This window comes from Clavibacter californiensis, from assembly GCF_021952865.1.
GTDB classification, from domain to species: Bacteria; Actinomycetota; Actinomycetes; order Actinomycetales; family Microbacteriaceae; genus Clavibacter; species Clavibacter californiensis.
In genome coordinates this window covers 2,807,116-2,833,054 of record NZ_CP040792.1, presented here as the reverse complement: position 1 = coordinate 2,833,054, position 25,939 = coordinate 2,807,116, and the positions used below count along the sequence as shown (strand labels likewise).

The 25,939-nt window shown below is 71.9% G+C and carries 30 protein-coding genes; 10 read left to right on the top strand and 20 right to left on the bottom strand.

From position 1 onward, the window contains the following. Positions 1–43: 43 nt before the first annotated feature. From FGD68_RS13580 to xseA, 5 genes are all read right to left on the bottom strand, one after another. Complete coding sequence (locus FGD68_RS13580; protein ID WP_119372636.1) at positions 44–1,468, bottom strand: class II fumarate hydratase; 1,425 nt, start codon at positions 1,466–1,468, stop codon at positions 44–46. Positions 1,469–1,550: 82 nt separating this feature from the next. Further along, entirely contained in the window at positions 1,551–2,213 is a 663-nt protein-coding gene (locus FGD68_RS13575; protein WP_104234927.1) for a carbonic anhydrase, read from the bottom strand. Then, complete coding sequence (locus tag FGD68_RS13570) at positions 2,210–2,917, bottom strand: DUF4245 domain-containing protein (protein ID WP_119372637.1); 708 nt, start codon at positions 2,915–2,917, stop codon at positions 2,210–2,212. Before FGD68_RS13570 ends, FGD68_RS13575 begins: the two co-directional genes overlap by 4 nt. A gap of 2 nt (positions 2,918–2,919) precedes the next feature. Beyond that, the gene (locus FGD68_RS13565; RefSeq protein ID WP_012038920.1) at positions 2,920–3,162 is read right to left on the bottom strand and encodes an exodeoxyribonuclease VII small subunit; all 243 of its coding nucleotides are present in this window, start codon (positions 3,160–3,162) and stop codon (positions 2,920–2,922) included. A gap of 10 nt (positions 3,163–3,172) precedes the next feature. Beyond that, entirely contained in the window at positions 3,173–4,489 is a 1,317-nt protein-coding gene (gene xseA / locus FGD68_RS13560; protein WP_043588604.1) for an exodeoxyribonuclease VII large subunit, read from the bottom strand. Between the two features lie 102 nt (positions 4,490–4,591). On the opposite strand from xseA, the gene FGD68_RS13555 reads away from it, so the two are divergent. Next, a complete protein-coding gene (locus FGD68_RS13555; protein ID WP_119372638.1) occupies positions 4,592–5,626 on the top strand; it encodes a 4-hydroxy-3-methylbut-2-enyl diphosphate reductase in 1,035 nt (344 codons plus the stop codon). Beyond that, on the top strand, positions 5,623–6,465 hold the full coding sequence (locus tag FGD68_RS13550; protein WP_237609562.1) for a DUF6264 family protein: 843 nt from the start codon (positions 5,623–5,625) through the stop codon (positions 6,463–6,465). The genes FGD68_RS13555 and FGD68_RS13550 overlap by 4 nt, the downstream gene beginning before the upstream one ends. A 95-nt stretch (positions 6,466–6,560) precedes the next feature. Here FGD68_RS13550 and fbaA read toward each other — a convergent pair whose 3' ends face one another. The 3 genes from fbaA to FGD68_RS13535 all read right to left on the bottom strand — a co-directional run bounded on the left by fbaA (position 6,561) and on the right by FGD68_RS13535 (position 9,768). Next, positions 6,561–7,586 carry a class II fructose-bisphosphate aldolase gene (fbaA, locus tag FGD68_RS13545; RefSeq protein ID WP_104234922.1) on the bottom strand — a complete coding sequence of 342 codons (1,026 nt, stop codon included), beginning with the start codon at positions 7,584–7,586 and terminating at the stop codon, positions 6,561–6,563. 105 nt (positions 7,587–7,691) lie between these two features. Further along, positions 7,692–9,071, bottom strand: a complete 1,380-nt coding sequence (locus FGD68_RS13540) for a DNA recombination protein RmuC (protein WP_119372560.1) — start codon at positions 9,069–9,071, stop codon at positions 7,692–7,694. A 67-nt stretch (positions 9,072–9,138) separates the two neighbouring features. Then, the gene (locus tag FGD68_RS13535; protein ID WP_119372561.1) at positions 9,139–9,768 is read right to left on the bottom strand and encodes a 3'-5' exonuclease; all 630 of its coding nucleotides are present in this window, start codon (positions 9,766–9,768) and stop codon (positions 9,139–9,141) included. 99 nt (positions 9,769–9,867) lie between these two features. Here FGD68_RS13535 and ychF point away from each other — a divergent pair, with 99 nt between their 5' ends. From ychF to FGD68_RS13520, 3 genes are read left to right on the top strand one after another with little or no spacing between them, the layout of a single operon-like run. Beyond that, positions 9,868–10,941, top strand: coding sequence for a redox-regulated ATPase YchF (ychF, locus tag FGD68_RS13530; protein WP_119372562.1), 1,074 nt, complete (start codon positions 9,868–9,870; stop codon positions 10,939–10,941). A gap of 55 nt (positions 10,942–10,996) precedes the next feature. Further along, positions 10,997–11,278 (top strand): type II toxin-antitoxin system RelE/ParE family toxin, encoded by a 282-nt coding sequence (locus tag FGD68_RS13525; protein ID WP_119372563.1) that lies wholly within the window; start codon positions 10,997–10,999, stop codon positions 11,276–11,278. Next, on the top strand, positions 11,253–11,573 hold the full coding sequence (locus tag FGD68_RS13520; protein WP_119372564.1) for a HigA family addiction module antitoxin: 321 nt from the start codon (positions 11,253–11,255) through the stop codon (positions 11,571–11,573). Before FGD68_RS13525 ends, FGD68_RS13520 begins: the two co-directional genes overlap by 26 nt. Positions 11,574–11,583: 10 nt before the next feature. On the opposite strand, the gene FGD68_RS13515 is transcribed toward FGD68_RS13520, so the two are convergent. Genes FGD68_RS13515 through FGD68_RS13505 form a run of 3 tightly spaced genes read right to left on the bottom strand, consistent with a single transcriptional unit; the run spans position 11,584 to position 13,630 of the window. Further along, complete coding sequence (locus tag FGD68_RS13515; RefSeq protein WP_119372565.1) at positions 11,584–12,351, bottom strand: SCO1664 family protein; 768 nt, start codon at positions 12,349–12,351, stop codon at positions 11,584–11,586. Continuing rightward, entirely contained in the window at positions 12,351–12,914 is a 564-nt protein-coding gene (locus FGD68_RS13510) for a DUF3090 domain-containing protein (RefSeq protein ID WP_119372566.1), read from the bottom strand. Before FGD68_RS13510 ends, FGD68_RS13515 begins: the two co-directional genes overlap by 1 nt. 23 nt (positions 12,915–12,937) lie before the next feature. Then, a complete protein-coding gene (locus FGD68_RS13505; RefSeq protein ID WP_119372567.1) occupies positions 12,938–13,630 on the bottom strand; it encodes a histidine phosphatase family protein in 693 nt (230 codons plus the stop codon). 589 nt (positions 13,631–14,219) lie between these two features. Between FGD68_RS13505 and FGD68_RS13500 the strand changes: the two genes are divergently transcribed. Then, positions 14,220–15,173 (top strand): hypothetical protein, encoded by a 954-nt coding sequence (locus FGD68_RS13500; protein ID WP_147361611.1) that lies wholly within the window; start codon positions 14,220–14,222, stop codon positions 15,171–15,173. Between the two features lie 76 nt (positions 15,174–15,249). On the opposite strand, the gene FGD68_RS13495 is transcribed toward FGD68_RS13500, so the two are convergent. The 4 genes from FGD68_RS13495 to FGD68_RS13480 all read right to left on the bottom strand — a co-directional run bounded on the left by FGD68_RS13495 (position 15,250) and on the right by FGD68_RS13480 (position 19,323). Beyond that, the gene (locus FGD68_RS13495) at positions 15,250–16,701 is read right to left on the bottom strand and encodes an amino acid permease (protein ID WP_220452705.1); all 1,452 of its coding nucleotides are present in this window, start codon (positions 16,699–16,701) and stop codon (positions 15,250–15,252) included. A 201-nt stretch (positions 16,702–16,902) separates the two neighbouring features. After that, a complete protein-coding gene (locus FGD68_RS13490) occupies positions 16,903–17,358 on the bottom strand; it encodes a universal stress protein (RefSeq protein ID WP_119372569.1) in 456 nt (151 codons plus the stop codon). Between the two features lie 3 nt (positions 17,359–17,361). Further along, positions 17,362–18,828, bottom strand: coding sequence for an APC family permease (locus tag FGD68_RS13485; protein WP_119372570.1), 1,467 nt, complete (start codon positions 18,826–18,828; stop codon positions 17,362–17,364). Between the two features lie 72 nt (positions 18,829–18,900). Then, positions 18,901–19,323 carry a MarR family transcriptional regulator gene (locus FGD68_RS13480; protein ID WP_119372571.1) on the bottom strand — a complete coding sequence of 141 codons (423 nt, stop codon included), beginning with the start codon at positions 19,321–19,323 and terminating at the stop codon, positions 18,901–18,903. 216 nt (positions 19,324–19,539) lie between these two features. On the opposite strand from FGD68_RS13480, the gene FGD68_RS13475 reads away from it, so the two are divergent. After that, on the top strand, positions 19,540–19,944 hold the full coding sequence (locus tag FGD68_RS13475; protein ID WP_119372572.1) for a hypothetical protein: 405 nt from the start codon (positions 19,540–19,542) through the stop codon (positions 19,942–19,944). Positions 19,945–20,003: 59 nt separating this feature from the next. Beyond that, positions 20,004–20,567, top strand: a complete 564-nt coding sequence (locus tag FGD68_RS13470; RefSeq protein ID WP_119372573.1) for a GIY-YIG nuclease family protein — start codon at positions 20,004–20,006, stop codon at positions 20,565–20,567. An 18-nt stretch (positions 20,568–20,585) separates the two neighbouring features. On the opposite strand, the gene FGD68_RS13465 is transcribed toward FGD68_RS13470, so the two are convergent. Beyond that, positions 20,586–21,686, bottom strand: coding sequence for a zinc-ribbon domain-containing protein (locus FGD68_RS13465; protein WP_237609561.1), 1,101 nt, complete (start codon positions 21,684–21,686; stop codon positions 20,586–20,588). Positions 21,687–21,732: 46 nt separating this feature from the next. Here FGD68_RS13465 and FGD68_RS13460 point away from each other — a divergent pair, with 46 nt between their 5' ends. Continuing rightward, positions 21,733–22,287 (top strand): GNAT family N-acetyltransferase, encoded by a 555-nt coding sequence (locus FGD68_RS13460; RefSeq protein WP_119373511.1) that lies wholly within the window; start codon positions 21,733–21,735, stop codon positions 22,285–22,287. Between the two features lie 19 nt (positions 22,288–22,306). Here the strand turns inward: FGD68_RS13460 and FGD68_RS13455 are convergent, their stop codons facing one another. The 3 genes from FGD68_RS13455 to FGD68_RS13445 form a co-directional block, all read right to left on the bottom strand. After that, complete coding sequence (locus FGD68_RS13455; protein WP_104237188.1) at positions 22,307–22,702, bottom strand: ChaB family protein; 396 nt, start codon at positions 22,700–22,702, stop codon at positions 22,307–22,309. Between the two features lie 103 nt (positions 22,703–22,805). Next, positions 22,806–23,249: a Fe-S cluster assembly sulfur transfer protein SufU gene (gene sufU, locus FGD68_RS13450; protein ID WP_119373510.1), complete on the bottom strand. Its 444-nt coding sequence runs from the start codon at positions 23,247–23,249 to the stop codon at positions 22,806–22,808. Further along, on the bottom strand, positions 23,246–24,547 hold the full coding sequence (locus FGD68_RS13445; RefSeq protein ID WP_119373509.1) for a SufS family cysteine desulfurase: 1,302 nt from the start codon (positions 24,545–24,547) through the stop codon (positions 23,246–23,248). The genes sufU and FGD68_RS13445 overlap by 4 nt, the downstream gene beginning before the upstream one ends. A 103-nt stretch (positions 24,548–24,650) precedes the next feature. Here FGD68_RS13445 and FGD68_RS13440 point away from each other — a divergent pair, with 103 nt between their 5' ends. Then, a complete protein-coding gene (locus FGD68_RS13440; RefSeq protein ID WP_119373508.1) occupies positions 24,651–25,421 on the top strand; it encodes a copper resistance CopC family protein in 771 nt (256 codons plus the stop codon). 58 nt (positions 25,422–25,479) lie between these two features. Here FGD68_RS13440 and FGD68_RS13435 read toward each other — a convergent pair whose 3' ends face one another. Continuing rightward, positions 25,480–25,716, bottom strand: coding sequence for a BlaI/MecI/CopY family transcriptional regulator (locus tag FGD68_RS13435; RefSeq protein WP_237609560.1), 237 nt, complete (start codon positions 25,714–25,716; stop codon positions 25,480–25,482). Positions 25,717–25,939 lie beyond the last annotated feature (223 nt).

The following is a 25,939-nucleotide window of genomic DNA, read 5'->3' as shown; positions in this document are numbered from 1 at the left end:
CCCGAGGGGATCGGCGCCCGTCGGCGTCGGTGCGGAGCGGCGGCTAGAGGCCGGGCGCCGTCATCCGGAGCACGTCGAGGCCCGCATCGAGCTGCTCCTCGGTGATCTCGCCGCGCTCGACGTAGCCGAGGTCCACCACGGCCTCGCGCACCGTCATCTTCTGCGCGACCGAGTGCTTGGCGATCTTCGCCGCGGCCTCGTAGCCGATGATGCGGTTCAGCGGCGTGACGATCGACGGCGACGACTCCGCGAGCGCCCGCGCGTGCTCCTCGTTGACGCGCAGGCCGTCGACGGTCTTGTCGGCGAGCAGGCGCGTGGAGGAGGCGAGGATGCGGATCGACTCGAGCAGCGACGAGCCCATGACGGGGATCGCGACGTTGAGCTCGAACAGGCCAGAGGCACCCGCCCACGCGACGGTGGCGTCGTTGCCGATGACGCGCGCGCACACCATGAGCACGGCCTCGGGGATGACCGGGTTGACCTTGCCGGGCATGATCGAGGACCCGGGCTGGAGGTCCGGGATGTGCAGCTCGCCGAGGCCCGTGTTCGGGCCCGAGCCCATCCAGCGGATGTCGTTGCAGATCTTGGTGAGGCTCACCGCGAGCGTGCGGAGAGCACCCGACGCGTCGACGAGGCCGTCGCGCGCGCCCTGCGCCTCGAAGTGGTCGAGCGCCTCGGTGACGGGGAGGCCGGTGTCGTCCGCGAGCACCGTGATGACCTTCTGCGGGAAGCCGAGCGGGGTGTTGATGCCGGTGCCGGTCGCGGTGCCGCCGAGCGGGACCTCCGCGACGCGGGGGAGGGCCGTGCGCACGCGCTCGATGCCGAGGCGGATCTGGCGCGCGTAGCCCGCGAACTCCTGGCCGAACGTGACCGGGGTCGCGTCCATGAGGTGCGTGCGGCCCGCTTTGACGAGCCCCTTCCACGCGCCGGCCTTCGTCTCGAGGGCCTCGGCGAGGTGCTCGAGCGCGGGGATCAGCTCGGCGAGGAGCGCGCCCGTGACGGCGACGTGCACCGAGGTCGGGAAGACGTCGTTGGAGGACTGCGACGCGTTGACGTGGTCGTTCGGGTGCACGGGCTTCCCGAGCGACGCCGTCGCGAGGGCCGCGAGGACCTCGTTCATGTTCATGTTCGAGCTCGTGCCGGAGCCCGTCTGGTACACGTCGATGGGGAAGTGCTCGTGGTGGGATCCGCCCGCCACCTCGTCGGCGGCGGCGACGATGGCGGCCGAGACGTCGGCGTCGATGATGCCCATCTCGCCGTTCACGATCGCGGCGGCGCGCTTGATGCGGGCGAGCGCCTGGATCTGCGCCGGCTCGAGCCCGCGACCGGAGATGGGGAAGTTCTCGACGGCGCGCTGCGTCTGGGCGGCGTACAGCGCATCCCGGGGGACCCGCACCTCGCCCATCGTGTCGTGCTCGATGCGGAACTCGTCCGCGCTGCTCGGGGATCCTGGGGCGATGTCGGCCACGCTGCTTCTCTCCTTCGGGAACGGGTCATGCACCCGGGCCCGTGGGCCGCGGGGGTCTAGGGGGTCAGCGCGGACGGGCCCTCTAGCGAGGGATGTCGCCCACGATGACGTCGGGCACCGCGGTGCCCTCGAGGAGCTTGTAGTTGGCGCCGACGATGGCCAGGCTACCGGCCGCCACCCGGTCGGAGATCATCTCGGACGCCTCCAGCATGCCGGTCACGGTGCCGCGCAGGTGCTGGCGGCCGACCTCGCCCGCGTCGACCTCGCTGGGGACGACATGGTCGCCCGCGACCCGGCGGACGGCGGGCGCGATGGGCGCGATGAGGTTCGCGATGTGCGGCGGCAGCGCTTCTGCTCCGGGCGCCGCGCTCTCGATGGCGGCGCGCACGGCACCGCACTCGTCGTGCCCGAGCACCACGATGAGCGGCACGCCCAGCACGGCGACCGCGTACTCGAGGCTGCCGAGCACGGAGTCCGAGATGATCTGGCCGGCGTTGCGGATCACGAAGAGGTCGCCGAGGCCCTTGTCGAAGATGATCTCGGCCGCCAGGCGCGAGTCGCTGCAGCCGAAGAGAGCGGCGACCGGGCGCTGCACGTGGGCGAGCGCGGCGCGGCGCTCCACGTCCTGGCGCGGGTGCTCGGGGGTGCCGGCGACGAAGCGCGCGTTTCCCTCCACCATCTCCGCCCAGACTGCGGCGGGCGCCTGCACGGCGTCGTCCTGCGTGGTGCCGACCTGATCGGTCATCCCTCGATCCCCTCTTCCGGTGCGGTGGTGCTGGTGGTGCCGTCGGCGGGCGACGGCGTCGCACCCGCCGGGGCGGTGCGTGCGGCGGCGACCGCATCGATGGCGGTGCGGAGCTCGTTCGCGTCGGCCGTGCCGTAGATCGCGTAGGTGCTGTCGCCGTCGACGGCGCTCGCGGCCAGGACGACGTTGCCCGGGTCGTCCGCCTGCGAGTTGTCGTACAGGGTCCACTCGAGGCCGCCGATCTCCTCGGAGCTCACCTCGGGGGCCGACTGCAGCGTCTCGTCGAGCCAGGTGGGGTTCGCGTCGATGCCCTGCGACATCCCGATGTAGCGGTTGCTCGGCGTGATGAGGCCGATGTACCAGACGGCCACGCCGTCGCGGCCGGCCGGGCGGATCTCGGCGTCGTTGCTCTTCCAGGCGGTCGGCAGGTCGGGCACCACGAGCGTCTGCGGGAACCCGCCCTGCGCCTCGGCGGCGGCGGCTCCGTAGTCGACGTCGGGCAGGATCGTGGTGTTCGAGCGGGGCACGAGCGCGACGATCACGGCGACGGTCGCGACCGTGACGATGAGCGAGTACAGCAGGTTGCGGAACGTCTGCTTGGCGCGGTGGCGGCGGGAGTCGGCGGCCTTGCGGGCGGCGGTCTCCTCGGGCGTCTCCGGTCGGCCGAGCTCGGCGACGACGTTCGGGGTGCGGTCCTTCGCCACGGTCAGCCGGCGTCGGACGCGGTGGTGCGGGCGGCGTCGAGCCGCGCCTTGGCGCCGAGCAGCCACTCCTCGCAGCGGGCCGCGAGGGCCTCGCCGCGCTCCCACAGGGCGATCGACTCCTCGAGCGTGGACGCGCCCTGCTCGAGGTCGTTGACGACGCGCACCAGGGCGTCGCGCGCCTCCTCGTAGCTGAGCTCGGAGACGTCGGGCAGGCGTGCGCCGGTGTCGGCGGGGCTGGTGGGCATGGGGGTGATCCTAGCTTTCGGCCCCGGACGCCGGCCGGGCGTCCGGGGCGGGGGAGGCGGGCAGCCGCGCCGCCGACGACGGGATGTCGTCGGTGGGGCCGGTGGAGGTGGCGCCGAGCGCGCCGGCCGCGAGACGGAGCACGAGTCCGGTGCCGTCGGGCGCGTCCTCGGGGGCGCGGAGGGCGGATCCGTCGGCCGTCTGCACGATGGCGTAGCCGCGGTCGAGCACGTGCTGCGGCGACAGCGTGCGCAGCTGGCGGGACAGCTCGCTCGTCTGCTGCATCCCGCGCTCGACGACGCGGCCGGCGAGCTCCGCGGATCGCGCGATGTATCGGCCGAGCTCCTCGGCGCGCGAGTCGACGATCCACGCGGTGCTCGCGAGCACCGGCCGCGACCGCAGCTGCTCGATGCGGTCGATCTCGCCGCGCACCTGCGAGGTGAGGCGCATGCCGATGCGCGCGCGGGCCTGCTGCACCCGTGACAGCTCCTCTGACACGTCCGGCACGACGCGCTTCGCGGCGTCGGTGGGGGTGGACGCGCGGAGGTCGGCCACGTCGTCGAGCAGCGGCCGGTCGGCCTCGTGCCCGATCGCGCTCACGAGCGGCGTGCGGCACGCGGCCGCCGTGCGCACGAGCTTCTCGTCGCTGAAGACGAGCAGGTTCTGGAAGTCGCCGCCGCCGCGCGCGATGACGATGACGTCGACCTCGGGATCCTCGTCGAGCACCCCGATGGCGCGCGTGACCTCGCCCGCGGCCCGGTCGCCCTGCACCGCGGTGTGGACGACGCGGAACCGGACGCTCGGCCAGCGCAGCTGCGCATTCCGGAGCACGTCCTTCTCGGCGTCCGAGTCCTTGCCGGTGATGAGGCCGATGCAGCCGGGGAGGAACGGCAGGCGGCGCTTGCGGTCGGCGTCGAACAGGCCCTCGGCGCGGAGCGTCTGGCGCAGGCGCTCGAGCCGCTCGAGGAGGTCGCCGAGGCCGACGTGGCGCATCTCGAGCACCTGCATCGTGAGCGTGCCGCCCTTGACCCAGTAGTTCGGCTTCACGAGCGCGACCACGCGGGCGCCCTGGCCGAGGTCGGCGGGGATCTTCGCGCGCACCGACGACCAGACGGTGAAGCTGATGGTGGCGTCGACGTCGAGGTCCTTGAGCTTGCCGTAGACGTTGCCGCCGGATCCGCCCCACTGGGTGATCTCGCCCTCGACCCACGCGGTGCCGAGCCGGTCGATCCAGCCCTTGATCTTCCCGGACAGCACCGAGACGGGCCACGGCGCGTCGACCGTCGGGGCGTCCGCCGCGGGCATGGACACGCTGCGCGTCTCGCTCATGGCTCCCCCACTCGTCGCCCAGCACGGGCGCTTAGACTCGGGACTGTGACTACAGCGACCACTGACCAGCGACTCGTGGGAGCACCCGTCGTCAGCCTGTCGATGCCGCGGATGCCCGGCGTCCGCAACAGGCTCAAGGATAACCCGGTGGACGGACCGAAGAAGGTCCTGCTCGCCGCTCCCCGGGGCTACTGCGCGGGCGTCGACCGCGCCGTCGTCGCCGTCGAGAAGGCGCTCGAGCGCTACGGCGCCCCCGTCTACGTGCGGAAGCAGATCGTCCACAACGTGCACGTCGTCTCGACGCTCGAGCGCATGGGCGCGATCTTCGTGGAGGAGGTCGATGAGGTGCCCGAGGGCGCCCACGTCGTCTTCAGCGCGCACGGCGTCTCGCCGGCCGTCGTCCAGGGCGCGGCCGACCGCGGCCTCCAGGCCATCGACGCGACCTGCCCGCTCGTCACCAAGGTGCACCGCGAGGCCGTGCGCTTCGCCAAGGCCGACATGCAGATCCTCCTCATCGGCCACGAGGGCCACGAGGAGGTCGAGGGCACCGCGGGCGAGGCGCCCGAGCAGACCATCGTCGTCAACTCCCCGGAGCACGCCGACGTGATCGAGGTCAAGGACCCCGACAACCTCGTCTGGCTGTCGCAGACCACGCTCTCGGTCGACGAGACGATGGAGACGGTCCGCCGACTCCGCACCCGGTTCCCGAACCTGCAGGACCCGCCGAGCGACGACATCTGCTACGCCACGCAGAACCGCCAGGTCGCCATCAAGAAGGTCGCGGTCGACGCCGACCTCGTGATCGTCATCGGATCCGCGAACAGCTCCAACTCCGTCCGTCTCGTCGAGGTCGCGCTCGAGTACGGCGCCAAGGCGTCCTACCGGGTCGACTACGCGTCCGAGGTCAAGCAGGAGTGGCTCGACGGCGTGCAGACGGTCGGCGTCACGAGCGGCGCGTCCGTGCCCGAGGTCCTCGTTCAGGAGCTGCTCGACGACCTGGCCGACGCCGGCTACGGCGACGTCACCGCGGTCGTCACGGCCGAGGAGGACCTCGTCTTCTCGCTGCCCAAGGAGCTGCGCAAGGACCAGTCCGGCAACACGGACTCCCGCGCCATCGGCGGGCGCACCCGCGCGTGAGCGACGACGACGGCACGCGCCGTCCCGGTCGGCCCGCGCCGCGCTACGGCGAGTACGCGGCGTCGTCGTCCTCGTCCTCTTCGTCGTCGTCGGAGGACTCCGGGCTGTCCGAGGCGGATGCGCGCATCGTCGCGGAGGCTGCCGAGTACCGCCGGGCGCAGGCCGAGCGAGATGCCCCCGCATCCGCCGGCCGCGGCAGGAAGGCCGGCAGGTCGGCCGCCCCGCAGACCCTCGCCGAGCAGATGGCCGAGGAGCGCAAGGCCGCGCGCGAGCGCCAGCAGGCGGAGCGCCGCGACGCCGAGAAGGCCGCGGCGGATGCCCGCCGCGTCGCGGAGAAGGCCGCCGCGGCCGAGCGCCGGGGCGCGCGCCGTTCGCCGGGCACCGCGTCCACGCCGGATCCCGCCGCCTCCACCCCGGGCACCCGCCCGGAGCGCCCCGCCTACCTCGCCGGGCAGGAGCCGCGCCGCGCGCCCCGGCGCTTCGACGCGGCCATCACGGTCGGCCTGCTCGCCGCGGGCCTCGTGAACGTGGCCGGCAGCATCGGCGCGAACGCGGATCCGTCGCAGGCCATCAACCAGTCGTACGCGCTGTTCGGCGGTGGCACCTACGAGGTGACGCCGCAGACCTCCGTCATCGGCATCGCGGTCAACGTCGTGAACATCGTCGTCTTCGTTCTCGCCGCGTGGATCTCGCTCGAGCTCGTGAAGCGCAAGCGCCTGGCCTTCTGGGTGCCGATCGTCGGGGCGGTGGTGGCCACCGTGATCACGAGCGTGCTCGTGCTGACGCTGATCATCCAGGATCCGGCGTTCCAGCAGATCATGTCGAGCCGCGGGCCCTGACGCACCCGCATCCTCCTGAGCGCGCGACGGCGGGGCCGGTCCTGGTGGACCGGCCCCGCCGTCGTCCGCGCTGCCGCGCGTCGAGCTGCGTCCCGCTAGCTCTGCGACCTGCCGTGCGAGCCGAGCTGGCGCGTGGCCTCGACGACGCGGGCGGCCATGGCCGACTCCGCCGTCTTGCCCCAGGCGCGGGGGTCGTACGTCTTCTTGTCCCCGACCTCGCCGTCGACCTTGAGGAAGCCGTCGTAGTTCCGGAGCACCGAGTCGGCGATGGAACGGCTGAACGCGTACTGCGTGTCGGTGTCGATGTTCATCTTCACGACGCCGTTGCGCACGGCCTCGGCGATCTCGTCGTCGGAGGAGCCGGATCCGCCGTGGAAGACGAGGTCGAACGGCTTCTCGCCCGTGCCGTACTTCGACTGGATGCCGTCCTGGATCTCCTTGAGCAGCGCCGGGCGCAGCTGCACGCCGCCGGGCTTGTACACGCCGTGCACGTTGCCGAAGGTGAGCGCGGCCATGTAGCGGCCCTTGTCGCCGAGGCCGAGGGCCTCGACCGTGGAGATCGCGTCCTCGAGGGTCGTGTAGAGGTGCGAGCCGGTGTCGTGGCTGACACCGTCCTCCTCGCCGCCGACGACGCCGATCTCGACCTCGAGGATCGCGTTGATGGCCTTCATGCGGGGGAGCAGGTCCGTCGCGATGTCGAGGTTCTCGTTCAGCGGGATGGCCGAGCCGTCCCACATGTGCGACTGGAAGATGGGGTTGCGACCCGCGCGGACCTCCTCCTCGCTGGCCTCGATCATCGGGATGACGAAGCCGTCGAGGGCGTCCTTCGGGCAGTGGTCGGTGTGCAGCGCGACCGTGATCGGGTAGTTCTTGGCGACCTCGGTGGCGAATCGCGCGAACGCGAGCGCGCCGGCCGCGCGGTTCTTGACGGTGTGGCCGGAGAAGTAGTCGGCGCCGCCGGTGGTGACCTGGATGATGCCGTCGGATCCGGCGTCGGTGAGGCCCTGGAGGACCGCGTTGATGGTCTGCGACGACGAGACGTTGACGGCCGGGTAGGCGAATCCGCCGGCCTTGGCGCGATCCAGCATCTCGGCGTACTGCTCGGGGGTTGCTACGGGCATGGTGCATCTCCTTCGGCGGATCCACGGCGACGCCGTGCGGCTGTCGCGGGATCCCGATCGGCCGGCGGATGGAGTCGTGCGGCCGGGCCCCGCGTGCTCGCCACTCTACCCAGCGGGGGTGCCAGCGACCGGGGCGGGCGGGCGGGTGAACTCGTCCGCGGTGAGCTCGCGGGTGGTGGCCTCCAGCGGCTCCAGCGTGCCGATGACCTTGGACTCGTCGAGCCGGGTGAGGCGTCGGGCGGTGGGGAGGACCTGGCGCTCCAGGGATCCGACGACGCGGTTGTAGTCGCCCACCGCGCCCGTGAGCGAGCGGCCGAGCTTGGCGATGTGCTCGCCGCTCGTGGCGAGGCGCGCGTGCAGCTCGCGGCTGAGGTCGAAGAGCTGCTTCGCGTCTTCAGTGAGCACCTCCTGCTGCCAGCTGAACGCGACGGTCTTGAGCACCGACCACAGCGTGACGGGGGAGGAGAGGGCGACGCGGCGGGAGAACGCGAACTCCATGATGCTCGGATCCGCCTCGAGCGCCGACGAGACGAGCGACTCGCTCGGGATGAACGCGATGACCAGCTCGGGGCTCGCGTCGAGCCCCTCCCAGTACGCGCGGCTGCCGAGCGCCGTGATGTGGTCGCGCACGGCCTGCACGTGCTGCTTCATGAGCGCGTCGCGGCGCGCGCCCTCGGGTCCGGTCGCGGAGGCCGGGATGGCGCTCGCCTCGAGGTAGGCGGTGAAGGGCGCCTTCGCATCCACCGCGATGTGCTTGCCGCCGGGCAGGTGCACGACCATGTCCGGCCGGCCGACGCCCTGCGCGGTGGAGACCGAGGTCTGCACGTCGAAGTCGACCCGGTGGATCAGTCCCGCCGCCTCGACGACGCTCCGCAGCTGCGTCTCGCCCCACACGCCGCGCGTGCTGTTGGAGCGGAGCGCGGACGCGAGCGTCTCGGCCGTGGCGCGCAGCCGCTCCTCCGCCTCGGTGGCGCTCCGGAGCTGCTCGCTCAGCTCGCCGTGCTGCTGGCGCCGCTGCTCCTCGAGCTCGTGCACCTTCGCCTGCACCTGCTTGAGGCTCTCGGCGACCGGGCTGAGCGCGGTGAGCACACGGCCGTCCTCCTCGGTGCGCGCGACCTCGGCGCGCTGGATCTCGCGCAGCCGGGTCTGCAGCTCCGCGATGCGGTCCTCCTGCTGGCCGATCTGCTCGCGGAGGTGCGACTCCTGCGCGTCGAGCCGCTCGCGGTGCAGCGCGTCCTGCGTCTGGGCGCGCTCGGCGTACTGCGCGGTGGTCTGGGCGACCTGCTCCTCGGCGAGCCGCTCCGTGCGATCCAGCTGCTCGCGCAAAGCGGTGACCGTGGCCTCCGCGGCGGCGAGGCGCGCGGCCTCGCCTGCGCTGCCCGGTGCATCCACCCCGGAGCGGGCGCGGGACACGGCGAGCCCCACCACCGCGCCCACGGCCAGGCCGATGACGAGGCCGACGAGCAGGGCGATGACGGGATCCATGCGTGCAGTGTGCCAGCGGCCCCCGACACGGCAGGGACGCCGGGCGGCGGGTGGTCGAGCAGGCGGATCAGGCCCAGTCGATGGGCGGCGTCGCGGCGGCCGAGGCGCGCGTGACGGTCTGCGTGCGCGGCGCGCCGATGCGGCCGAGGCCCACGCCCGCGGCCTCCGCCAGCCCGGTGACGGATGCGGCCCCGTGGCGGCTGGCGGCGTGCACGACGATGGCGGCGCACGCCCGCGCGTCCGCCAGCGCCTCGTGGTGCGAGAAGTCCTCGAAGCCCGCGGCCCGCGCGGCGACCGGCAGTCGGTAGGAGTCGAGCGCGTACGTGCGGCGCGCGACCTGGAGGCTGCAGAGGTAGGAGTACGGCGGCGGGATGAGCGCGGTGGCCTTGCACGCGCCCTGGATCACGCCCATGTCGAAGCGCGCGTTGTGGGCGACGAGGTGGTCGTCGCCCGCGAAGGCCATGAGGCGCGGCAGCTGGTCGGCCCAGCCGTCGGCGCCGGCGACGTCGTCCTCGACGATGCCGTGGATCCGCGTGTTCCAGACCGAGAAGGTGTCGTGCCCCGCCGGCGGTCGGATTAGCCAGGACGCGGTCTCGACCACGACGCCGTCGCGGACCTTCACGAGACCCACCGAGCACGCGCTCGCCGACGAGTTGTTGGCGGTCTCGAAGTCGATCGCGGTGAAGTCCAACGGCATGGGTCCGAGTGTTCCACGCACGACCGACGCCGGATCCCGGGACAGCCCAGCCCGGCGCGGGCGGGGGAGGAGCCGACCGGCCCCGTACGATGGACTCCCGTGGCTCTCACTATCGCGATCGTCGGTCTCCCCAACGTCGGCAAGTCGACGCTCTTCAACGCCCTGACCAAGAACCAGGTGCTCGCCGCGAACTACCCGTTCGCGACGATCGAGCCGAACGTGGGCGTGGTGAACCTCCCGGACCCGCGCCTGGAGGTGCTCGCCGGCCTCTTCGGCTCCGAGAAGATCCTCCCGGCGCCCGTCTCCTTCGTCGACATCGCGGGCATCGTCCGCGGCGCGAGCGAGGGCGAGGGCCTCGGCAACCAGTTCCTCGCGAACATCCGCGAGGCCGACGCGATCGCGCAGGTCGTCCGCGGCTTCGAGGACGAGGACGTCGTGCACGTCGACGGCCGCGTCGACGCCGCGAGCGACATGGAGACCATCAACACCGAGCTGTTCCTCGCCGACCTGCAGACCCTCGAGCGCGCTGAGCCGCGCTACGAGAAGGAGCTGAAGACGAAGCGCATCGAGCCGATCGTGCTCGAGACGGCGAAGGCGGCGCGCGAGTGGCTCGACTCGGGCAAGCCGCTGTCGGCGTCGAAGATCGACCTGGAGCCCGTCCGCGAGCTCGGCCTGCTGACGGCCAAGCCCTTCATCTACGTCTTCAACGTCGACGAGCAGGTGCTCGGCGACAAGGGTCGCCTCGACGAGCTGGCCGCCCTGGTGGCGCCCGCGCAGGCCGTGTTCCTCGACGCGAAGATCGAGTCGGAGCTCATCGAGCTCGACCCCGAGGACGCCGCCGAGATGCTCGCCAGCACCGGCCAGGAGGAGTCGGGCCTCGACCAGCTCGCCCGCATCGGCTTCGAGACCCTCGGCCTGCAGACCTACCTGACGGCGGGCCCCAAGGAGACGCGCGCCTGGACCATCGGCAAGGGTTGGAAGGCCCCGCAGGCGGCCGGCGTGATCCACACCGACTTCGAGAAGGGCTTCATCAAGGCCGAGGTCATCTCCTACGACGACCTGGTCGAGACGGGCTCCATCGCCGAGGCGCGCTCCAAGGGCAAGGCCCGCATCGAGGGCAAGGAGTACGTCATGCAGGACGGCGACGTGGTGGAGTTCCGCTTCAACAACTGACCTGCCTGTGTATAACGTGTGGCATCATTGACGCCGAGCGTTATACGGTCCTCATGTGATCAGGTCGTTCGGCAGCAAGCGGACCGAGCGCATCTGGGATCAGCAGTACGTCAAGGGCGTGGACCGGAACGTCCAGAGGGCGGTCCTCCGGAAGCTCGAGCTGATCAATGCCGCGGTGGATGTCGAGGATCTGCGCATCCCGCCGGGCAACCGGCTCGAGCGGCTGGTCGGGGATCGCCGCGGTCAGCACAGCATCCGGGTGAACGACCAGTGGCGGCTCTGCTTCATCTGGCGAGAGGGAGGTGCAGAGGATGTCGAACTCGTCGACTACCACTGAGGGGGGTCGGATCGACCCGGTCCACCCGGGCGAGATCCTGATGGAGGACTTCATCGAGGCCTTCGGGATCACGCAGAACAAGCTCGCGGTATCGATCGGCGTGCCGCCGCGGCGCATCAACGAGATCGTGCACGGCAAGCGCGGCATCACGGCCGACACGGCCATCCGGCTTGCGCGGTACTTCGGCACCTCGGACGAGCTCTGGATGAACCTGCAGAGCAACTACGAGCTACGGCTCGAGCGGCGGGCCCTGCACGACAGGATCGCCGAGATCGTGCCCCTGCGCGTCGCCTGACGCCGAGTCCTCAGAACAGCGGCCAGGGGACTGCCGACGACTGTCCAGCAGGAGCCGGGAACCGGGCCTCGCCGCGCAACCGCGCGCACCGCTCCGCCAGCGCCGCGACCTCCTCCGCCGTGACCAGCTCCGCCAGCTCCCGCCCCAACTCCCCATCCAGCCCCGCGAGCACCCGATCCACGCCCTCGAGCTCCTCGGCGGTGAGCGGATCCCCGACCCACCCCCACAGCACCGTGCGCAGCTTGTGCTCCTCGTGGAAGGTGAGGCCGTGGTCGACGCCGAAGCGGTGGCCGTCGGGCATGGCGAGCACGTGGAAGCCCTTGCGGTCGGCGTTGTTGACGATCACGTCGAAGACGGCCATGCGGCGCAGCGCCGGGGTGTCCTCGTGGATGAGGGCGACCGTGTTGCCCTCCTCGTCCTCGCCGCCGAGGACCGTCCGGTAGCCGGTCTCCGGGATCTCGGCCGCGGGGACCAGGTCGACGGCGTCCTGGTCGGGATCCTCGTCCTGCCAGAGCTGGACCATGCCCTCGCCCGAGGGGCCGTCGCGGAGCCACGTGCGCGGCACGACGCCCCAGCCGAGCGCCTCGGAGACGAGGTACGCGGCGACCTCGCGGTGCGCGAGCACCGCGTCGGGGAAGTCCCACAGCGGGTTCTCGCCGCGGATCGGCTTGTAGACGACGGCCACGTCGCCGATCGTCCCGAGGAACGTCGCGTTCGACGCGGTGCGGATGCGGCCGGTGACGATCAGCTCGCCGGCCAGCGGGTCCGTCTCCGGCATCATTCGTCGGGGAAGGTGTGGATGTGCCCGTCGGGGTCGATGGGGTAGCCGCACACCGCGCAGATCGGGCGGCCGGCGCCCACGATCTCATGGGTGCGCTTCGCGAACGCGCGGGCCGCACCCACGGGCATCCGCACGACGAGCATCTCGGTGTCGTCCGCGTCCACGTCGTCGTCGACGCTCGGCAGGTCGAAGTCGTCGCTGTCGTCGTCCTCCGCGAGGGGGTACGCCTCGATGACCACCTGGGCCATCGACGGATCCCAGCCGAGGCCCATCGCACCGGTGCGCCAGCGCTCGTCGACATCCTCGAGCGGGTCGTTGTCCACCAGCTCCGGGGGCGTGCTCTCGGGGATGCTGAACGGGTTGCCCTCGACGGTGACGAGCTGGTCGAGGATCTCGTCGATCTTCTCGGCGAGCAGCGCGGACTGCTGCTTCTCGAGGGCGATGGTCACCAGCTGCGGGCCGGAGCGCACCTGGAAGTAGAAGGTCCGCGCGCCCGGGAGGCCGATGGTGCCGACCACGGCCCGGTCCGGCCAGTCGAATTCGAGGGCTCGTGTGGGCATACGTCCACTCTATGCGCGGTGGATCACGGCGTCGCGTGCCCGGCGCCGCCGCCCACGGGAGCGTCACCGGATCCGACGGCCGCGGCCAGCCAGGAGAGGTCGCCCGCGTCGGTGTTCGTCGCGTGCACGGTCGGCCGGCCGGCGCCGTAGCGCACGATGGAGATCGACGCCGGGCCCACGTCGATGCGCTGGAACAGGTCGAGGTGCATGCCGTACGCGTCGGCGAGGATCGACTTGATGATGTCGCCGTGGCTGACCGCGACCCACACGGCGCCCGGTCCGTGCTCCGCCTCGATGGCGGCGTCGTGGCGGCGGATCGCGGCGACCGCGCGCGCCTGCATCCCGGCCATGGACTCGCCGCCGGGGAAGACGACGGCGGACGGGTGCGACTGGACGGTCTTCCAGAGCTCCTCGGTGGCGAGCTCGCTGAGGGGGCGGCCCTGCCAGTCGCCGTAGTCGCACTCGGTGAGGTCGGGGTCGACGGGCTGGGCCGGCTTCCCCGACTGCCGCTCGAGGATCCGCTGCGCGGTCTCCCAGCAGCGCTGCAGCGGGCTGGACACGACGGCCGCCAGCGGGACAGCTGCCAGCCGGTCGCCAGCGCGGTCGGCCTGGTCGCGTCCGGTGTCGTCGAGGTCGACGCCGGGGGTGCGCCCCGCCAGGATCCCGGTCGCGTTCGCTGTCGTCCGTCCGTGCCGCACGAGGATCACTGTCGCCATGCGAGCCAGCTTAATGACGTAACGAAGTCCATGTTTGCGCCCAGGCCGGCCTTCCGACAGGCGCGGCCATTCGCCGCACGCTCGAAAGTAACTCAATGGGCAACTTCGTCATGATCTGAGTTGTCTCGTCTCAAACCCGGTCCGGTTCAGGGGCGTTGGCATATTCCTGCGCGAAGGCATTTCGGGAGTGTGCACCAAATGAGCTCCTCGTCCCGGGGAAGCACACAAGCTGTACGAGATGTCGCGCTCTTCTTAGGAGTTTCCGACGTGGAGGGTCCGGCGCGTCCGCAACGCATCGTGTCGAATGTCGGCAGGCGACCTCGGGGAGTTTTTCCCCTGTTGGGGGTGTAGACACCATGCATGTCCTCTCGTAGCGTCGGCCAGTGTGGGTTCCGGCGCTGCGGGGTCGGGTGCGCGAAGCGATCCATTCGCACGTGTCCTACGCATCACTTATAAGTAGATGCTGTCGCAGTGTCTGCGTCACCGGCCCGGTGTCGAAGTAGGGCTTGTCTCGACAGGTCCCAGCCGTTGATCGTCGGCGGCTACGCGTACGTGGTTCTGTAGTACTCACTTAGCGAGATGGATGCACATGGCACAGATCAAGACAGTCGAAGCAAGGCTCCTAGCTCTCCTGCCCCAGGATGGGACACCTCGACCAAATGCTGACCTCAAGCGTCTGCTGGACGTCCCGGAGGAAGAGTATTGGGACGTCCGCAATCGACTGCTAGAAGAAGGCAGAGTAACGAAATCTCCTGGTAGGGGAGGCCGAACGGCGCTGGCCGTGATTGAGGACGACGTGCAGGAGTCTCGACGCTCCTGGGTTCGTCGGTGGATGGTCCTCACGGTCTTCCTGATCGCAGCGGCCGCTCTCGTAGCCTCCGTCGTATACGGGCTGGCGACTTGGGGCGAGGAGCGCAGCCAATGGGATGTCATAGCCTTGGCGTCTGGCGGCGTGACAGTTGCGGCTGTCGGCGTTTCCCTTCTGATCTACAAATTGCAAACAGACGCGGCTGGCTTGGAAGCCGAGGGGCAGGCAAGGATCCTCAAGCGCCTTGAGTCTCTGGCCAGGCAAGCCGCCACAAGTTCTGTGGACTCCAGGGACATCCTCCAGGCGATGGGTCCGGCTGTGGATGCCTCGAGTGGCGTCGAAGCCGTGCCGGAGCCGGTCGATTACGTCGAGCAGGGGGCGTCCGTGCCTGATGTCGATCCTGCGCCTAATTCTGAGACGGACACGATTCGTGTCGACCATGGAGAGTATTACCTGCCTTCGGCGATACCCCTAAGAGTGCTCGCGGATCTTGTCGCCTGGTGGGACAGCAAGGGGCTTACCGGCAGATGGACCGTGGCCAGGCTGGTCGGCGGTTACCGGGCGTTCAACGCATCCAGCAACCTGATCGGCGTGCCGTGGGTATTGACTTTCGACGGCGGAGGCGGTCAGACGCACAGTTATCGTGTGGCTTACAGCGGTAGACGCAAGGGGCCTTCGATAAGCGAGCTCACTGAGTCGGGAGTTTGGCTCGAATTTTCAGCTAGAGAAGACTAGTCCGGGTCGTCCATCTCATCGGGTGCCCACGCCACTATGAGCGCGGTGACGTCCGCACTAATCCCGTAGGTGGGAACTAGCGCCTCTCGCCTGCCGAAGAGTCCACGGGCGGCTGAGGGTGCGGTTCGGCTGATGCTGACATAGCTGGAACGTGGATGGTCTCAGACGTGTGACCTCCTTCCGGATCCACCGACCCGCCCCGCACCCTCGTCACCACGTACAGCCCGAGCACGATCGCCCACGCCACGAGGCTCAGCACGAGCTGAGGGCGGATCTCCGGATCCAGCGCCATCTGCACGAGCACCGCGACGATCCCCGCGACCGTGACGATCGAGAGGCCGGGGAACAGCCACATCCGCACGACGAGCCCGGTGGATCCGCTGCGGCGGCGGAGCACGATCTGCGAGATCGCGATGAGCAGGTAGACGAACAGGATGATCGCGCCGGAGGAGTTGAGCAGGAACAGGAAGACGGTGTCGGGGGAGACGGCCGCCGCGATCACGCAGAGGAAGCCGACGACCGACGACAGCAGGATCGCCGCGCGCGGCACCCCGCGCTCGGTCACCTTCACGAGACGTGCGGGAGCTTCGCGCCGGGCGGCGAGCACGAAGAGCATGCGGCTCGCCGTGTAGAGGCCGGAATTCAGGCACGAGAGCACGGCGGTGAGGACGACGGCGTTCATCACATCTCCCGCGAAGGGGATGCCCATGCGGTCGAATGCGCTCACGAACGGTGAGGCGCCGAGCTCCGTGGAGTCCCAGGGCAGGATCACGGCGAGCAGGAACAGCGAGCCGACGAAGAAGAGCGAGATGCGGAGGATCACGGAGTTGGTCGACTTCCGGATGGCCTTCGCGGGGTCCTTCGACTCCGCGGCCGCGATGGTGGCGATCTCCGCGCCGACCATGGAGAAGATCACGACGACGACCGAGGAGAAGATCGCGCCGACGCCGTTCGGGAAGAAGCCGCCGTGCACGACGAGGTTCGAGAAGTCCATCGTGCGCCCCGGCCAGAAGCCGAGCACGTACATGGTGCCGAGACCCAGGAACAGGATGATCGCCGCCACCTTGATCCCCGCGAACCAGTACTCGAACTCGCCGAACGCGCCGACGGAGATGAGGTTGGTGGCGGTCATCAGCGCCATGAGGCCGAGGGAGAGGAGCCACAGCGGCGCGTCGAACCAGTAGGTGAGCGCCTTCGCGCCGGCGACCGCCTCGAATCCGACGACGATGACCCAGAAGTACCAGTAGAGCCAGCCCATCGAGAAGCCGGCCCAGCCGCCGAGGGCGTGCCGGGCGTAGTCGGCGAAGGATCCGGTGCTGGGGTTCGCGGTCGCCATCTCGCCGAGCATCCGCATCACCAGGATGATCAGCACGCCGGAGATCGCGTAGGTGAGGAACGCGCCGGGCCCCGCGCCGTTGATCACCACCCCGGATCCCACGAACAGGCCGGCGCCGATCACGCCGCCGATCGCGATCATGGTGAGCTGCCTCTGCGTGAGGCTCTTGTGCAGCTGGGGCGCGGATGCCATGGATGCCTCCGAGGGGGTCGGCGTTCTCCGGTGGGGGATCCCCCGGTCGGCCGGCGACGCGTCGGGCCGGGAGGTGCTGAGCACGATACGCAGGAGAACCGCTCCGCCCGGAAGTGTTCACATGGGCTTTACATTCGAGCGGTATGCGTCGCGGGGCTCAGGCGACGTCGACGTCGACGTCGCCCGCATGGCTCCGCCGCGCTATCCCCGCCCGCGCACCGTCGGCCGGCAGATCAGCACCGGGCACGGCGCCGAATGCTGCACGCGCGAGGCCGTGCTGCCCAGGAGGATCGTCGCGGTGAGGCCGCGGCTGCCGGCGGCCATGGAGATCAGGCCGGCGGAGAGGTCCTCGGCGGCGCGGATGATCTCGGTGGCGGGGGAGCCGCTGCGCACGTCGTGGTGGATGGTCGGGCCCCAGCCGTCGAAGACCGCCGCGACCGTTGCGACTGCGGCCTCGGCGTCGCGGCGGTAGCTGAGCTCGGTCTGGCCGGTCGCGCGGCGCGGGCCGAGCTCGTTGGCGAACGGCGCGGCCGCGTACGGGCTCACGACCGCGAGAACGGTGACCTCGGTGATCTCGCGGGAGTCCGCGATCACCTGGAACTGGCGGGCCGCCTGGAGCGATGCCTGGGATCCGTCGGTGGCGACGATGACGTGCACGGGTCAGACCTCCCTGTCCGTGGGTCCGGCCGCGGCGACGCCTGCCGCGGCCTCGAGGTCCGGCTTCTTCGCGCCGAACGTGCGTTGCGCGAGGTAGAGCACGAGCCCCAGCGCGAGCAGCCCGCCGACCCAGAACAGCGCCCCGGGGTCGTCGACGAGCGTGTAGATCAGCACGGCGACGTTCCCGAGGATCCCGACGATCAGCAGCGCCGTGTTCGCGCGGTATGTGTCGTCGCGCTCGTCGTGGCCGCGGAGCTTCAGGCACGCGACGATCACGAGCGCGTAGATGAAGAGGAGGAACACGACCGTGATGGTCGCGAGGCGGTCGACGATGTCGAGCCGCTCGTCCTCGGGGATGCCGGCCTGGCTGGAGCGGATCGCCGCGCCGATGATGAGGAGGCCGGCCACCACCGCGCCGCCGAAGATCAGCGCCACGTACGGGCTGCGGCGGGCCGGGTGCACCTTGGCGAAGATCGCCGGGACGACGTTCTCGCGGGCCATGCCGAACAGGATCCGCGACTGGGCCACCACGGTCACGAGCGCGGTGTTGCTGATGGCGACCATGGCGATGAGGCCGAAGATCACGAGCATCACCGCGGCCGGGATGAAGAAGAGGTCCGCGCGGACGACCTCGAGGAGCGTGTTGCCCGCGAGGTCGTCGATCGGCACGGCGAGGGCGGCGGCCATCGAGACGAGCACGTAGACGACGCCGGCGGTCATCATGCCGCCGATGAGGGCGCGGGGGAACGCGCGCGACGGGTTGATCGTCTCCTCCGCCACGTTGGCCGCGTTCTCGAAGCCCGTCATGGCGAAGAAGGCGAGCGAGACGCCGGCGAGCACGGCCAGCACGGCGGATCCGGGACCACCCTCGACCTGGAACTGCAGCAGCACGGCCGGGTCGCCCACGCCCTCGACCAGCGCGATCACGCCGATGGCGACGACGATGATGAGGCCGCTGATCTCGACGAACGTCATGATCACGTTCGCGACGACCGACTCGCTGATGCCGATGAGATTGATGGCCGTGATGACGGCGACGAACGCGACGGCGATGCCGGTGCTCGCCCAGATCGCGGACTCGGGCAGGCCGATGAGGTCGCTGAGGTAGCGGACGAAGCCGGCCGCGAGGGATCCGACGGCGGCCATGTTGGCGCTGAGCATGCAGATGGTGATGAAGAACGTGAGCACCGGGCTGCGGAACGCCTTGTTGATGTAGAGCGAGGCGCCGGCGGCCTGCGGGTACTTCGTGACGAGCTCCGCGTAGGCGAGGCCGGTGATGGTCGCGATGGAGACGCCCACGAGGAAGGCCATCCAGAACGCGCCGCCCACGGCCGCGGCCACGAGGCCGACGAGCACGTAGATGCCGGATCCGAGGACGTCGCCGACCACGTAGAAGTACAGCTGCTTGACTGTGATGGAGCGCTTCAGCTCGGATCTCGGGGGTGCCTGGGCCTCGATGGGATTCGCCATTTCCCCACCCTAGGGGCGTGATGGCGAGGGGTCGAGGGGGCGGGATCGGCCGGCGTCCGTGGCATCCCCGGGTCAGGCGCCGTCGGCGATCCGCTGCAGCGCGCCGATCGCATGCCGGAGCTCGCCCTCGTCGACGGGCGGCTGCACGGCCGCGCAGGCGCCCCGGATCCAGCCGATGCGGGCGCGCATCACCGTCTGCAGGAGATCCCGGCCGGCGGGCCCGACGACGAGGCGCGTGCCCTCGTCGTCCGTCTCCTCCACGAGGATCCGCCGCTGCAGCAGCGCCGCGAGGCTCGGCACGAGGGCGGCGCGCGAGGTGCGGGTCCACATGGAGAGCGACTGGCGGTCCACCTGCATGCCGGTGGCGACGACGCGCAGCAGCTGGATCTGCAGGCCGGTGAGGCCCTCCCAGGCGTCGAGCGTCGCGGCGTCCATGAGGTCGAAGACGGTCGCCATCGAGACGATCAGCTGCTCGGGAGTGCTCGGCTCGGACACGGCGCTCCTTCGGCGAAGCGGATGGGGAGCCGGCCGACCGCCTGCTCGTGGGGGAAAGCTACCCATCAGGACCGTTCCCGGTCCAGGGCCGCGGGCGTCACGTGACGCCGGAGGGCATCAGGGGATACTGAGGGGAGGTCGCGCCTCGCGAGGGCGGCCGTCGGGACGGGGAGGGCGCATGAGCGCAGCAGCAGCAGACACCGGACGGGCGCGGGCATGACGCCGCGGATCCGGGCGCTCCTCCTCACCGGGATCCTCACCGGCCTGACCATGGCGATCGTCGCGGTCGCGCGCCCTTGGACCCGAGATGACGAGCCCGACGACTGGGTCGTGCTGCGCTTCGAGGCCGGTGAGGCGGCGACCGCGTACGAGGCGTTCGAGTCGCTGGCCGCGACCGAGATCGCGGGCGACGACGCCCTGCAGCTGCTCCAGGCCGGATGGATCGACGGCAACGAGTTCGGCGAGGACTCCTACGACGTGTACTTCGTGGGGCCCGACCGCCGCATCATGTGGGGGGTGCTCGAGCCGATCTTCGCCGACGCCCCCGTGCCGTGGACCTCCGTCGAGCTCCGCCACGGGCTCGAGGACGAGGCGCCTGTCGTCGTGCGGGCGGCGCGCTGAGGAGTCCCGGGCCGCCTCCCGCGTGTGCCGGTGTCGGCGCCCGCGCCTAGCGTCGGGGCATGACGTCGACCGGATCCGCCTTCTGCCTCGCCGAGGGCTGCGCCACGGTGGCTGAACCCGGCGCACCCGTGCCCCTGTGCGCCGCGCACCTCGTGGCCGCGGCCGCGTGGGCGGAGCGCGCGCACGGCGTCGAGGACGTGCTGCCGTCGCCGTGCCCGGCGTGCGGATCACGCCTCGGCGTCCGGTACCCGTCGGGCTGGCTGTGCGCGGTGTGCGAGTGGCGACACGGCGACCACCCGGACGGCGAGCTCGCGGCTCCGCGCGTCGACGTCGTCTACTACATCCGCTTCGGTGACCGGCTGAAGATCGGCACCAGCGCGAACCCGCGGCAGCGGCTCGGCACGCTCCGGCACGACGAGCTGCTCGCGTTCGAGCGCGGCGGCCGGGCGGTGGAGCGGGCGCGGCACGCGGAGTTCGCGCGACAGCGCTTCGCGCGCACCGAGTGGTTCGAGCTCCACGCGGAGCTGCGGGGACACGTGGCCGCGCTCGCCGCGGGCCAGCCGGATCCGTGGGAGCTGCTCGCGCGCTGGCGGAGCGAGGCGCTGGCGCTGCGGGTCAGCTGAGGCGGGGGGGGGCACGGCTCACCCGGCTGCGGCCGACGGCGGCACCTCGCGCAGGTAGGCGTCCACGAAGAGCGGACCGCGGATCTCGCGCAGACGCTCGAGGAGCTGGTCGACCGTGCCGCGGGTGAGGCCCGAGATGCAGAGGTCGTAGGGGCCGAGGGGTGTGAGCTTGCCGGTGCGGATGCGGATGACCTCCCATCCCGCGGCCCGCAGCGCGCGGTCCTTGCGCCGGTCGGCCTCCTCGCGGCGGCCGACGTGCTCGAGGCCGTGGCGGCCCGTGGAGTCGTACTCGATCGCGACGCGCAGCTCGGGCAGCAGGATGTCGGGCCACGCCTCGAGGTGCTCGAAGAACGGGCGGGCGAGGCGGACGGCGTTCAGGCCGGGCGTGTGATCGAGGCGCGCGGCCAGATCCTGCCGCAGGCGCTCCTCGACGGCGGACGCGGGCGGCGGTGCGCAGGCGCTCGCGAACGGCTCGCCGACCGGGAGGTCGGGGGTCTTCCCGCAGAGGGCGGGGGATCGGCGGGCGCGGGCCGGCGTGGTGGCCCTGGCGGGGGATCCGCGTCGCTCGGCGGGATCGACAGCGCTCGGTGTGCCGTCCTTCCCGCGCCGGTCGCGGGACGTGCCGCCGACCGCGGGCCGGCCGTCGCGCGCGCCACGCCGCGGACGCGGGGATCCGGGTCCGCCGGCCGTGGACGGCGAGCCGTCGGACGCGCCGGACGCGCCGACCATGGATCCGCCCGCCACCGGCCCCGCCACCAGCGGCGACGCCCCCGGCCAGCGCACCTGGTCCGCCATCGGCAGCACGGGCGTGCGCGGCGCCGCGGCCTCCGCGCAGTCCGGGCACCACGACGAGCGGCGGCGCTCGCGGCCCGGACGCCTGCGCTGCTCCTCGGGCGTCGCGACGAAGACGTGCCCGACATCGCACTGCCAGGTGAGGAGCACGTCGGCCGCGGGCGGCACCTGCGTCAGCGTGATCCCGCGGTTGAGCTCCGGGTGGTACTGCCGGATGAGCACGGGGAACGACGCCCACGCCTCCCGGTAGGTGCCCACCGGGTACGGCACGTCGAGGCCGCGCGACCAGCGGCGCCGCGCCCACCACGCATCCACCGGCTCGGGCATGCCGTCACGCTAGGGGGAGCCACCGACGTCCCCCTAGCCTGGGGCGATGCCCGACCTCGCGACCGACCGCCTGCTCCTCCGCCGCTTCACGGACGCCGACGCTCCCTTCCTCCTCGACCTGCACGCACGGCCCGAGGTGATGCGGTGGATCGGCACGGGTGCGGTGCAGACGGATCCCGCCCAGGCCGCCGCCCGCGCCGCCCGCTACGCCGCGCTCGAGCACCCGGTGCGCGGGATCTGGGCGATCGAGGACCGCGACGGCGGCGCGCTCCTCGGCACGCTGCTGCTCAAGGACCTGCCCGCGTCGGCCGCGCCCCTCGCCGGCGACGACCCCGCTCCCCGCGACGCGCCGGAGGACGGCGAGACGGAGATCGGCTGGCACCTGCATCCGGACGCCTGGGGCCGCGGCGTCGCGACGGAGGCGGCCCGGCGGGTGCTCGCGCACGCGGCCGAGGGCGGGCTCACGCGCGTGCTCGCGGTGACGAACCCGGCGAACGCGCCGTCGCAGGCGGTGTGCCGCCGGATCGGGATGCGTCCCCTCGGCCGCACGCGCGCCTACTACGACACGGAGTGCGCGCTGTTCCGGGTCGACCTGCCCTAGGCGCGTCCGGCGCCCCGCTTCAGCTCTCGCGCTGCCGCGCCTTCCGGGTCTCCCGGTCGTTCGCCTTCCGGATCCCGTCCACCAGCTCATCCTTCGTCATGCGGCTGCGGCCGGCGACGTCGAGGCGGCGCGCGACCTCCATCAGGTGCGCCTTCGACGCGTTCGCGTCGACCCCGCCTGCCGTGCCCGCGCCGCGGTCCTCGGCGCCCGCGTCGGACGGCCCCGCCGACTCCTTCGGCTCCCAGTGGTCGCCGACCTTCTCGAAGCCGTGCTTGAGGGCGGCGTATGCGGTGCGCTCGGCGCGCTCGCCGGATCCGTACTGCTCCTCGGCCGCCTGGTGCGCCGCCGACCAGGTGGCCTGCGCGTGCTCGGGGGAGCGGCGGATGGTGCTCGGCATGTCGTCGTCGGGGGCCACGGATCCTCCTGGTGTCGCAGATCGCCGGCCCGGGCGGCCGCCGCCCCTCCACTCTGCACCGCCCCACGCGCGGACCGTGCGGGTAAGTGCGGGCGGGCTCGGATCAGCCCGCGCGGAGCGCCTCCTCCAGCGTCGTCCACGGCAGCATCGCGCACTTGACGCGCCCCACGTACCGGGAGACCCCGTCGAGCGCGACCGCGTCGCCGAACTCCTCCGGGTCGAGGTGCGACGCGCCGCGGCTCCGCATGACCTCGCGGAACGCCTCGGCCCGCGCGCGCACGGAGTCCAGGTCCGCGCCGTCGAGCACGCCGACGAGCATCGAGGCGGACGCCTGCGAGATCGCGCAACCGTGGCCCGTCCATGCGATCTCCGCCACCCGACCGTCTTCGATGCGGACGCCGAGGGTGATCTCGTCCCCGCACGTCGGGTTCACCTGGTGCGCGTGCAGCGGCCAGCCGGTGGGATCGCCCCGGCCCTCGGGCGTGCGCGAGTGGTCGAGGATCAGCTCCTGGTACAGCGCGCCGCCGCCGGACGCGGGAGCGCTCATCGGCCGGCCCCGAAGAACGCGGCGGCGTCCTCGACGCCCTGCAGCAGCAGGTCGATCTCGGCATCGGTCGTGTGCAGGGTCCCGCTCGCGCGCGTGGACGCGGTGAGCCCCAGCCGGCGGTGCAGCGGCTGCGCGCAGTGGTGCCCGACGCGCACGGCGATGCCGCGGTCGTCGAGGATCTGCCCCACGTCGTGCGCGTGCACGCCCGCCAGGTCGAACGCCGCGAGCCCGATGCGGTCGTCGTGGGGCCCGAGCACGCGCACGCCCCGGATCCCGGAGAGGCCCGCCACCAGCCGCGCGCCGATGCGCCGGCCGTGCTCCTGGATCCGGTCCATGCCGACCGCCTCCAGGTAGTCGACCGCGGCGCCCAGCGCCACGACCTGCGATATGCGCTGCGTGCCGGCCTCGAAGCGCTGGGGCGGCGGCAGGAACTCGGCCGCCTCCATCGTCACGGTCGTGATCATCGACCCGCCCGTGAGGAACGGCGGCAGCGCCTCGAGCACCGCGCGGCGACCGTAGAGCACGCCGATGCCTGTCGGCGCGAGCATCTTGTGCCCGGAGAACACGGCGAGGTCGACGTCGAGCGCGCGCAGGTCGACCGGCAGGTGCGGCACGGACTGGCAGGCGTCGAGCACGACGAGGGCGCCGACCTCCCGCGCCCGCGCGATGACCGGGCCGAGCGGCGCGACCCCGCCCAGCACGTTGGAGACCTGCGCGAGCGCGACGACGCGCGTGCGCTCCGTGATCACGTCGCCCAGCGTCTCCAGCCGCAGCGCGCCCTGGTCGTCGACGGGGATGAACCGCAGCCGGGCGCCCGTGCGGAGCGCGAGCTGCTGCCACGGGATGAGGTTCGCGTGGTGCTCCGACTCCGTGACGACGATCTCGTCGCCCTCCCGCACGCGGATGGACGCCGGCGCGGCCGCGCTCCCGAGGCCGTACGCGACGAGGTTCAGCCCCTCGGTCGCGTTGGAGGTCCACACGATCTCGCCCGCGTCGACGCCCACGAAGCGCGCGACCTTCTCGCGCGCCTCCTCGAACTCCTCCGTCGCGAGCGCCGCGAGCGTGTGCGCCCCGCGGTGGACGGCGGCGTTGCGGTGCTCCAGGTACGCGCGCTCCGCGTCCAGCACCTGCCGCGGCTTCTGGGAGGTGGCGGCCGAGTCGAGGTAGACGAGCGGGTGGCCGTTCACCTCCGAGTCGAGGAGCGGGAAGTCGCGGCGGATCCGGTCGATCTCGTCGGCGGTGAGGCCGGCGGATCGCGCCGGGCCGTCGCCGGGGGTGTCCTGCGGTGCGGTGTGCATCAGACGAGTCCATCGTGCCGCGGCCCTCGGCGCAACACGGGCACCGGCGCGGCGTCGCAGACGCCGCCCGAGCGTCGCCCCGGGCCCGGGGGATGATGTACCCATGGCGTCTCCGCACCACCTCCGCACCCCGTCCCTCCTCCGTCGTGCCGCGCTCGCCGCGGGAGCCGCGGCCCTCGTGCTGGGCGGGGCGCTCATCCCGGCGGGCGCCGCGTCGGCGCACGACCGGCTCGTGGGATCCACCCCCGCCGCCGACGCCACCGTCACGGACGAGCCCGGCACCATCGCGCTCGACTTCAGCGAGGAGCTCCTCGCGCTCGACGCGCAGGCCTCCGGCTTCGCGATCCAGGTGGTCAACGCCTCGGACGGCTCGTTCCATGAGGACGGCTGCGTCGCCGTCGACGGGACCACCGCCACGACCCGCATCGCGCTCGGCACGGCCGGCACCTACCAGGTCACGTGGCGCGCAGTCTCGAGCGACAGCCACCCCATCGACGGCACGTACTCCTTCACCTACGCGCCGACCGGCGACACGACGGGCACCCCGGCCATCACCGCGGCCCCGGCCTGCGGCGACGCCTGGGCGGGCAGCGCGGCCACCGCGACGCCCGAGCCCGAGGGCACCCTGACGACGCAGGGCGCGGAGACCGTGGCGCCCGCGCCCACCTCGGACGCGCAGTCCGGCGAGTCCGTGCCGCTCGTCGACGCTGCGGAGACCACGCCCGTCTGGGTGTTCGTGCTCATCGGCCTCGTGATCCTCGCGGCCGCCGTGCTCGTGGTGGTCGGCGTCGTGCGCCGATCGTCGCGCCGGTTCCCCGGCGAGGACGGCGAGAGCGTCGGCGGTCCGTACGACGGCGCCGACGACCCACGCTAGCCGATCCGCGCCAACGGCCCGCGGTCGGCGGCCCGCCCCCCGCGGTCGGCGGCCCGCCCTACGCCCGGTCGTCCCCGCCGAGGGCGCGGCGCAGCGCCGTGAGGTCGTCCCCGTCGAGCGTGCCCGCGAAGCGCAGCAGCGCCGCCTCGCGGTCCTTCGTGGCCGCGAGCGCGCCCGACATGAGGGACGCCGCGTGGTCGGTGCGCGAGCGGGCGGGCGCGAACGTGAGCGCGCGCGCCTCGTCGGAGCGCGTGACCAGGCCCTTCTGGCCGAGCCGCTCCAGCACCGTGAGCACGGTCGTGAGCGCGGGGCGCGGGGCGCGGATCCGGGATGCGGGCGACGACGTCCTTGGCCGTGAGCGGTTCGTCGGCGTCCCACAGCGCGTCCATGATGGCCGCCTCGAGCTCGCCGCGGGGGCGCTGGCGTCCGATCGACACAGGCGTCTCCCCTCGGGACGGATGGCGGGTGCAAGAGATGATCCTAACTCCGCGCGCGGCCGCGGGGAGGCCCGGCCAGGG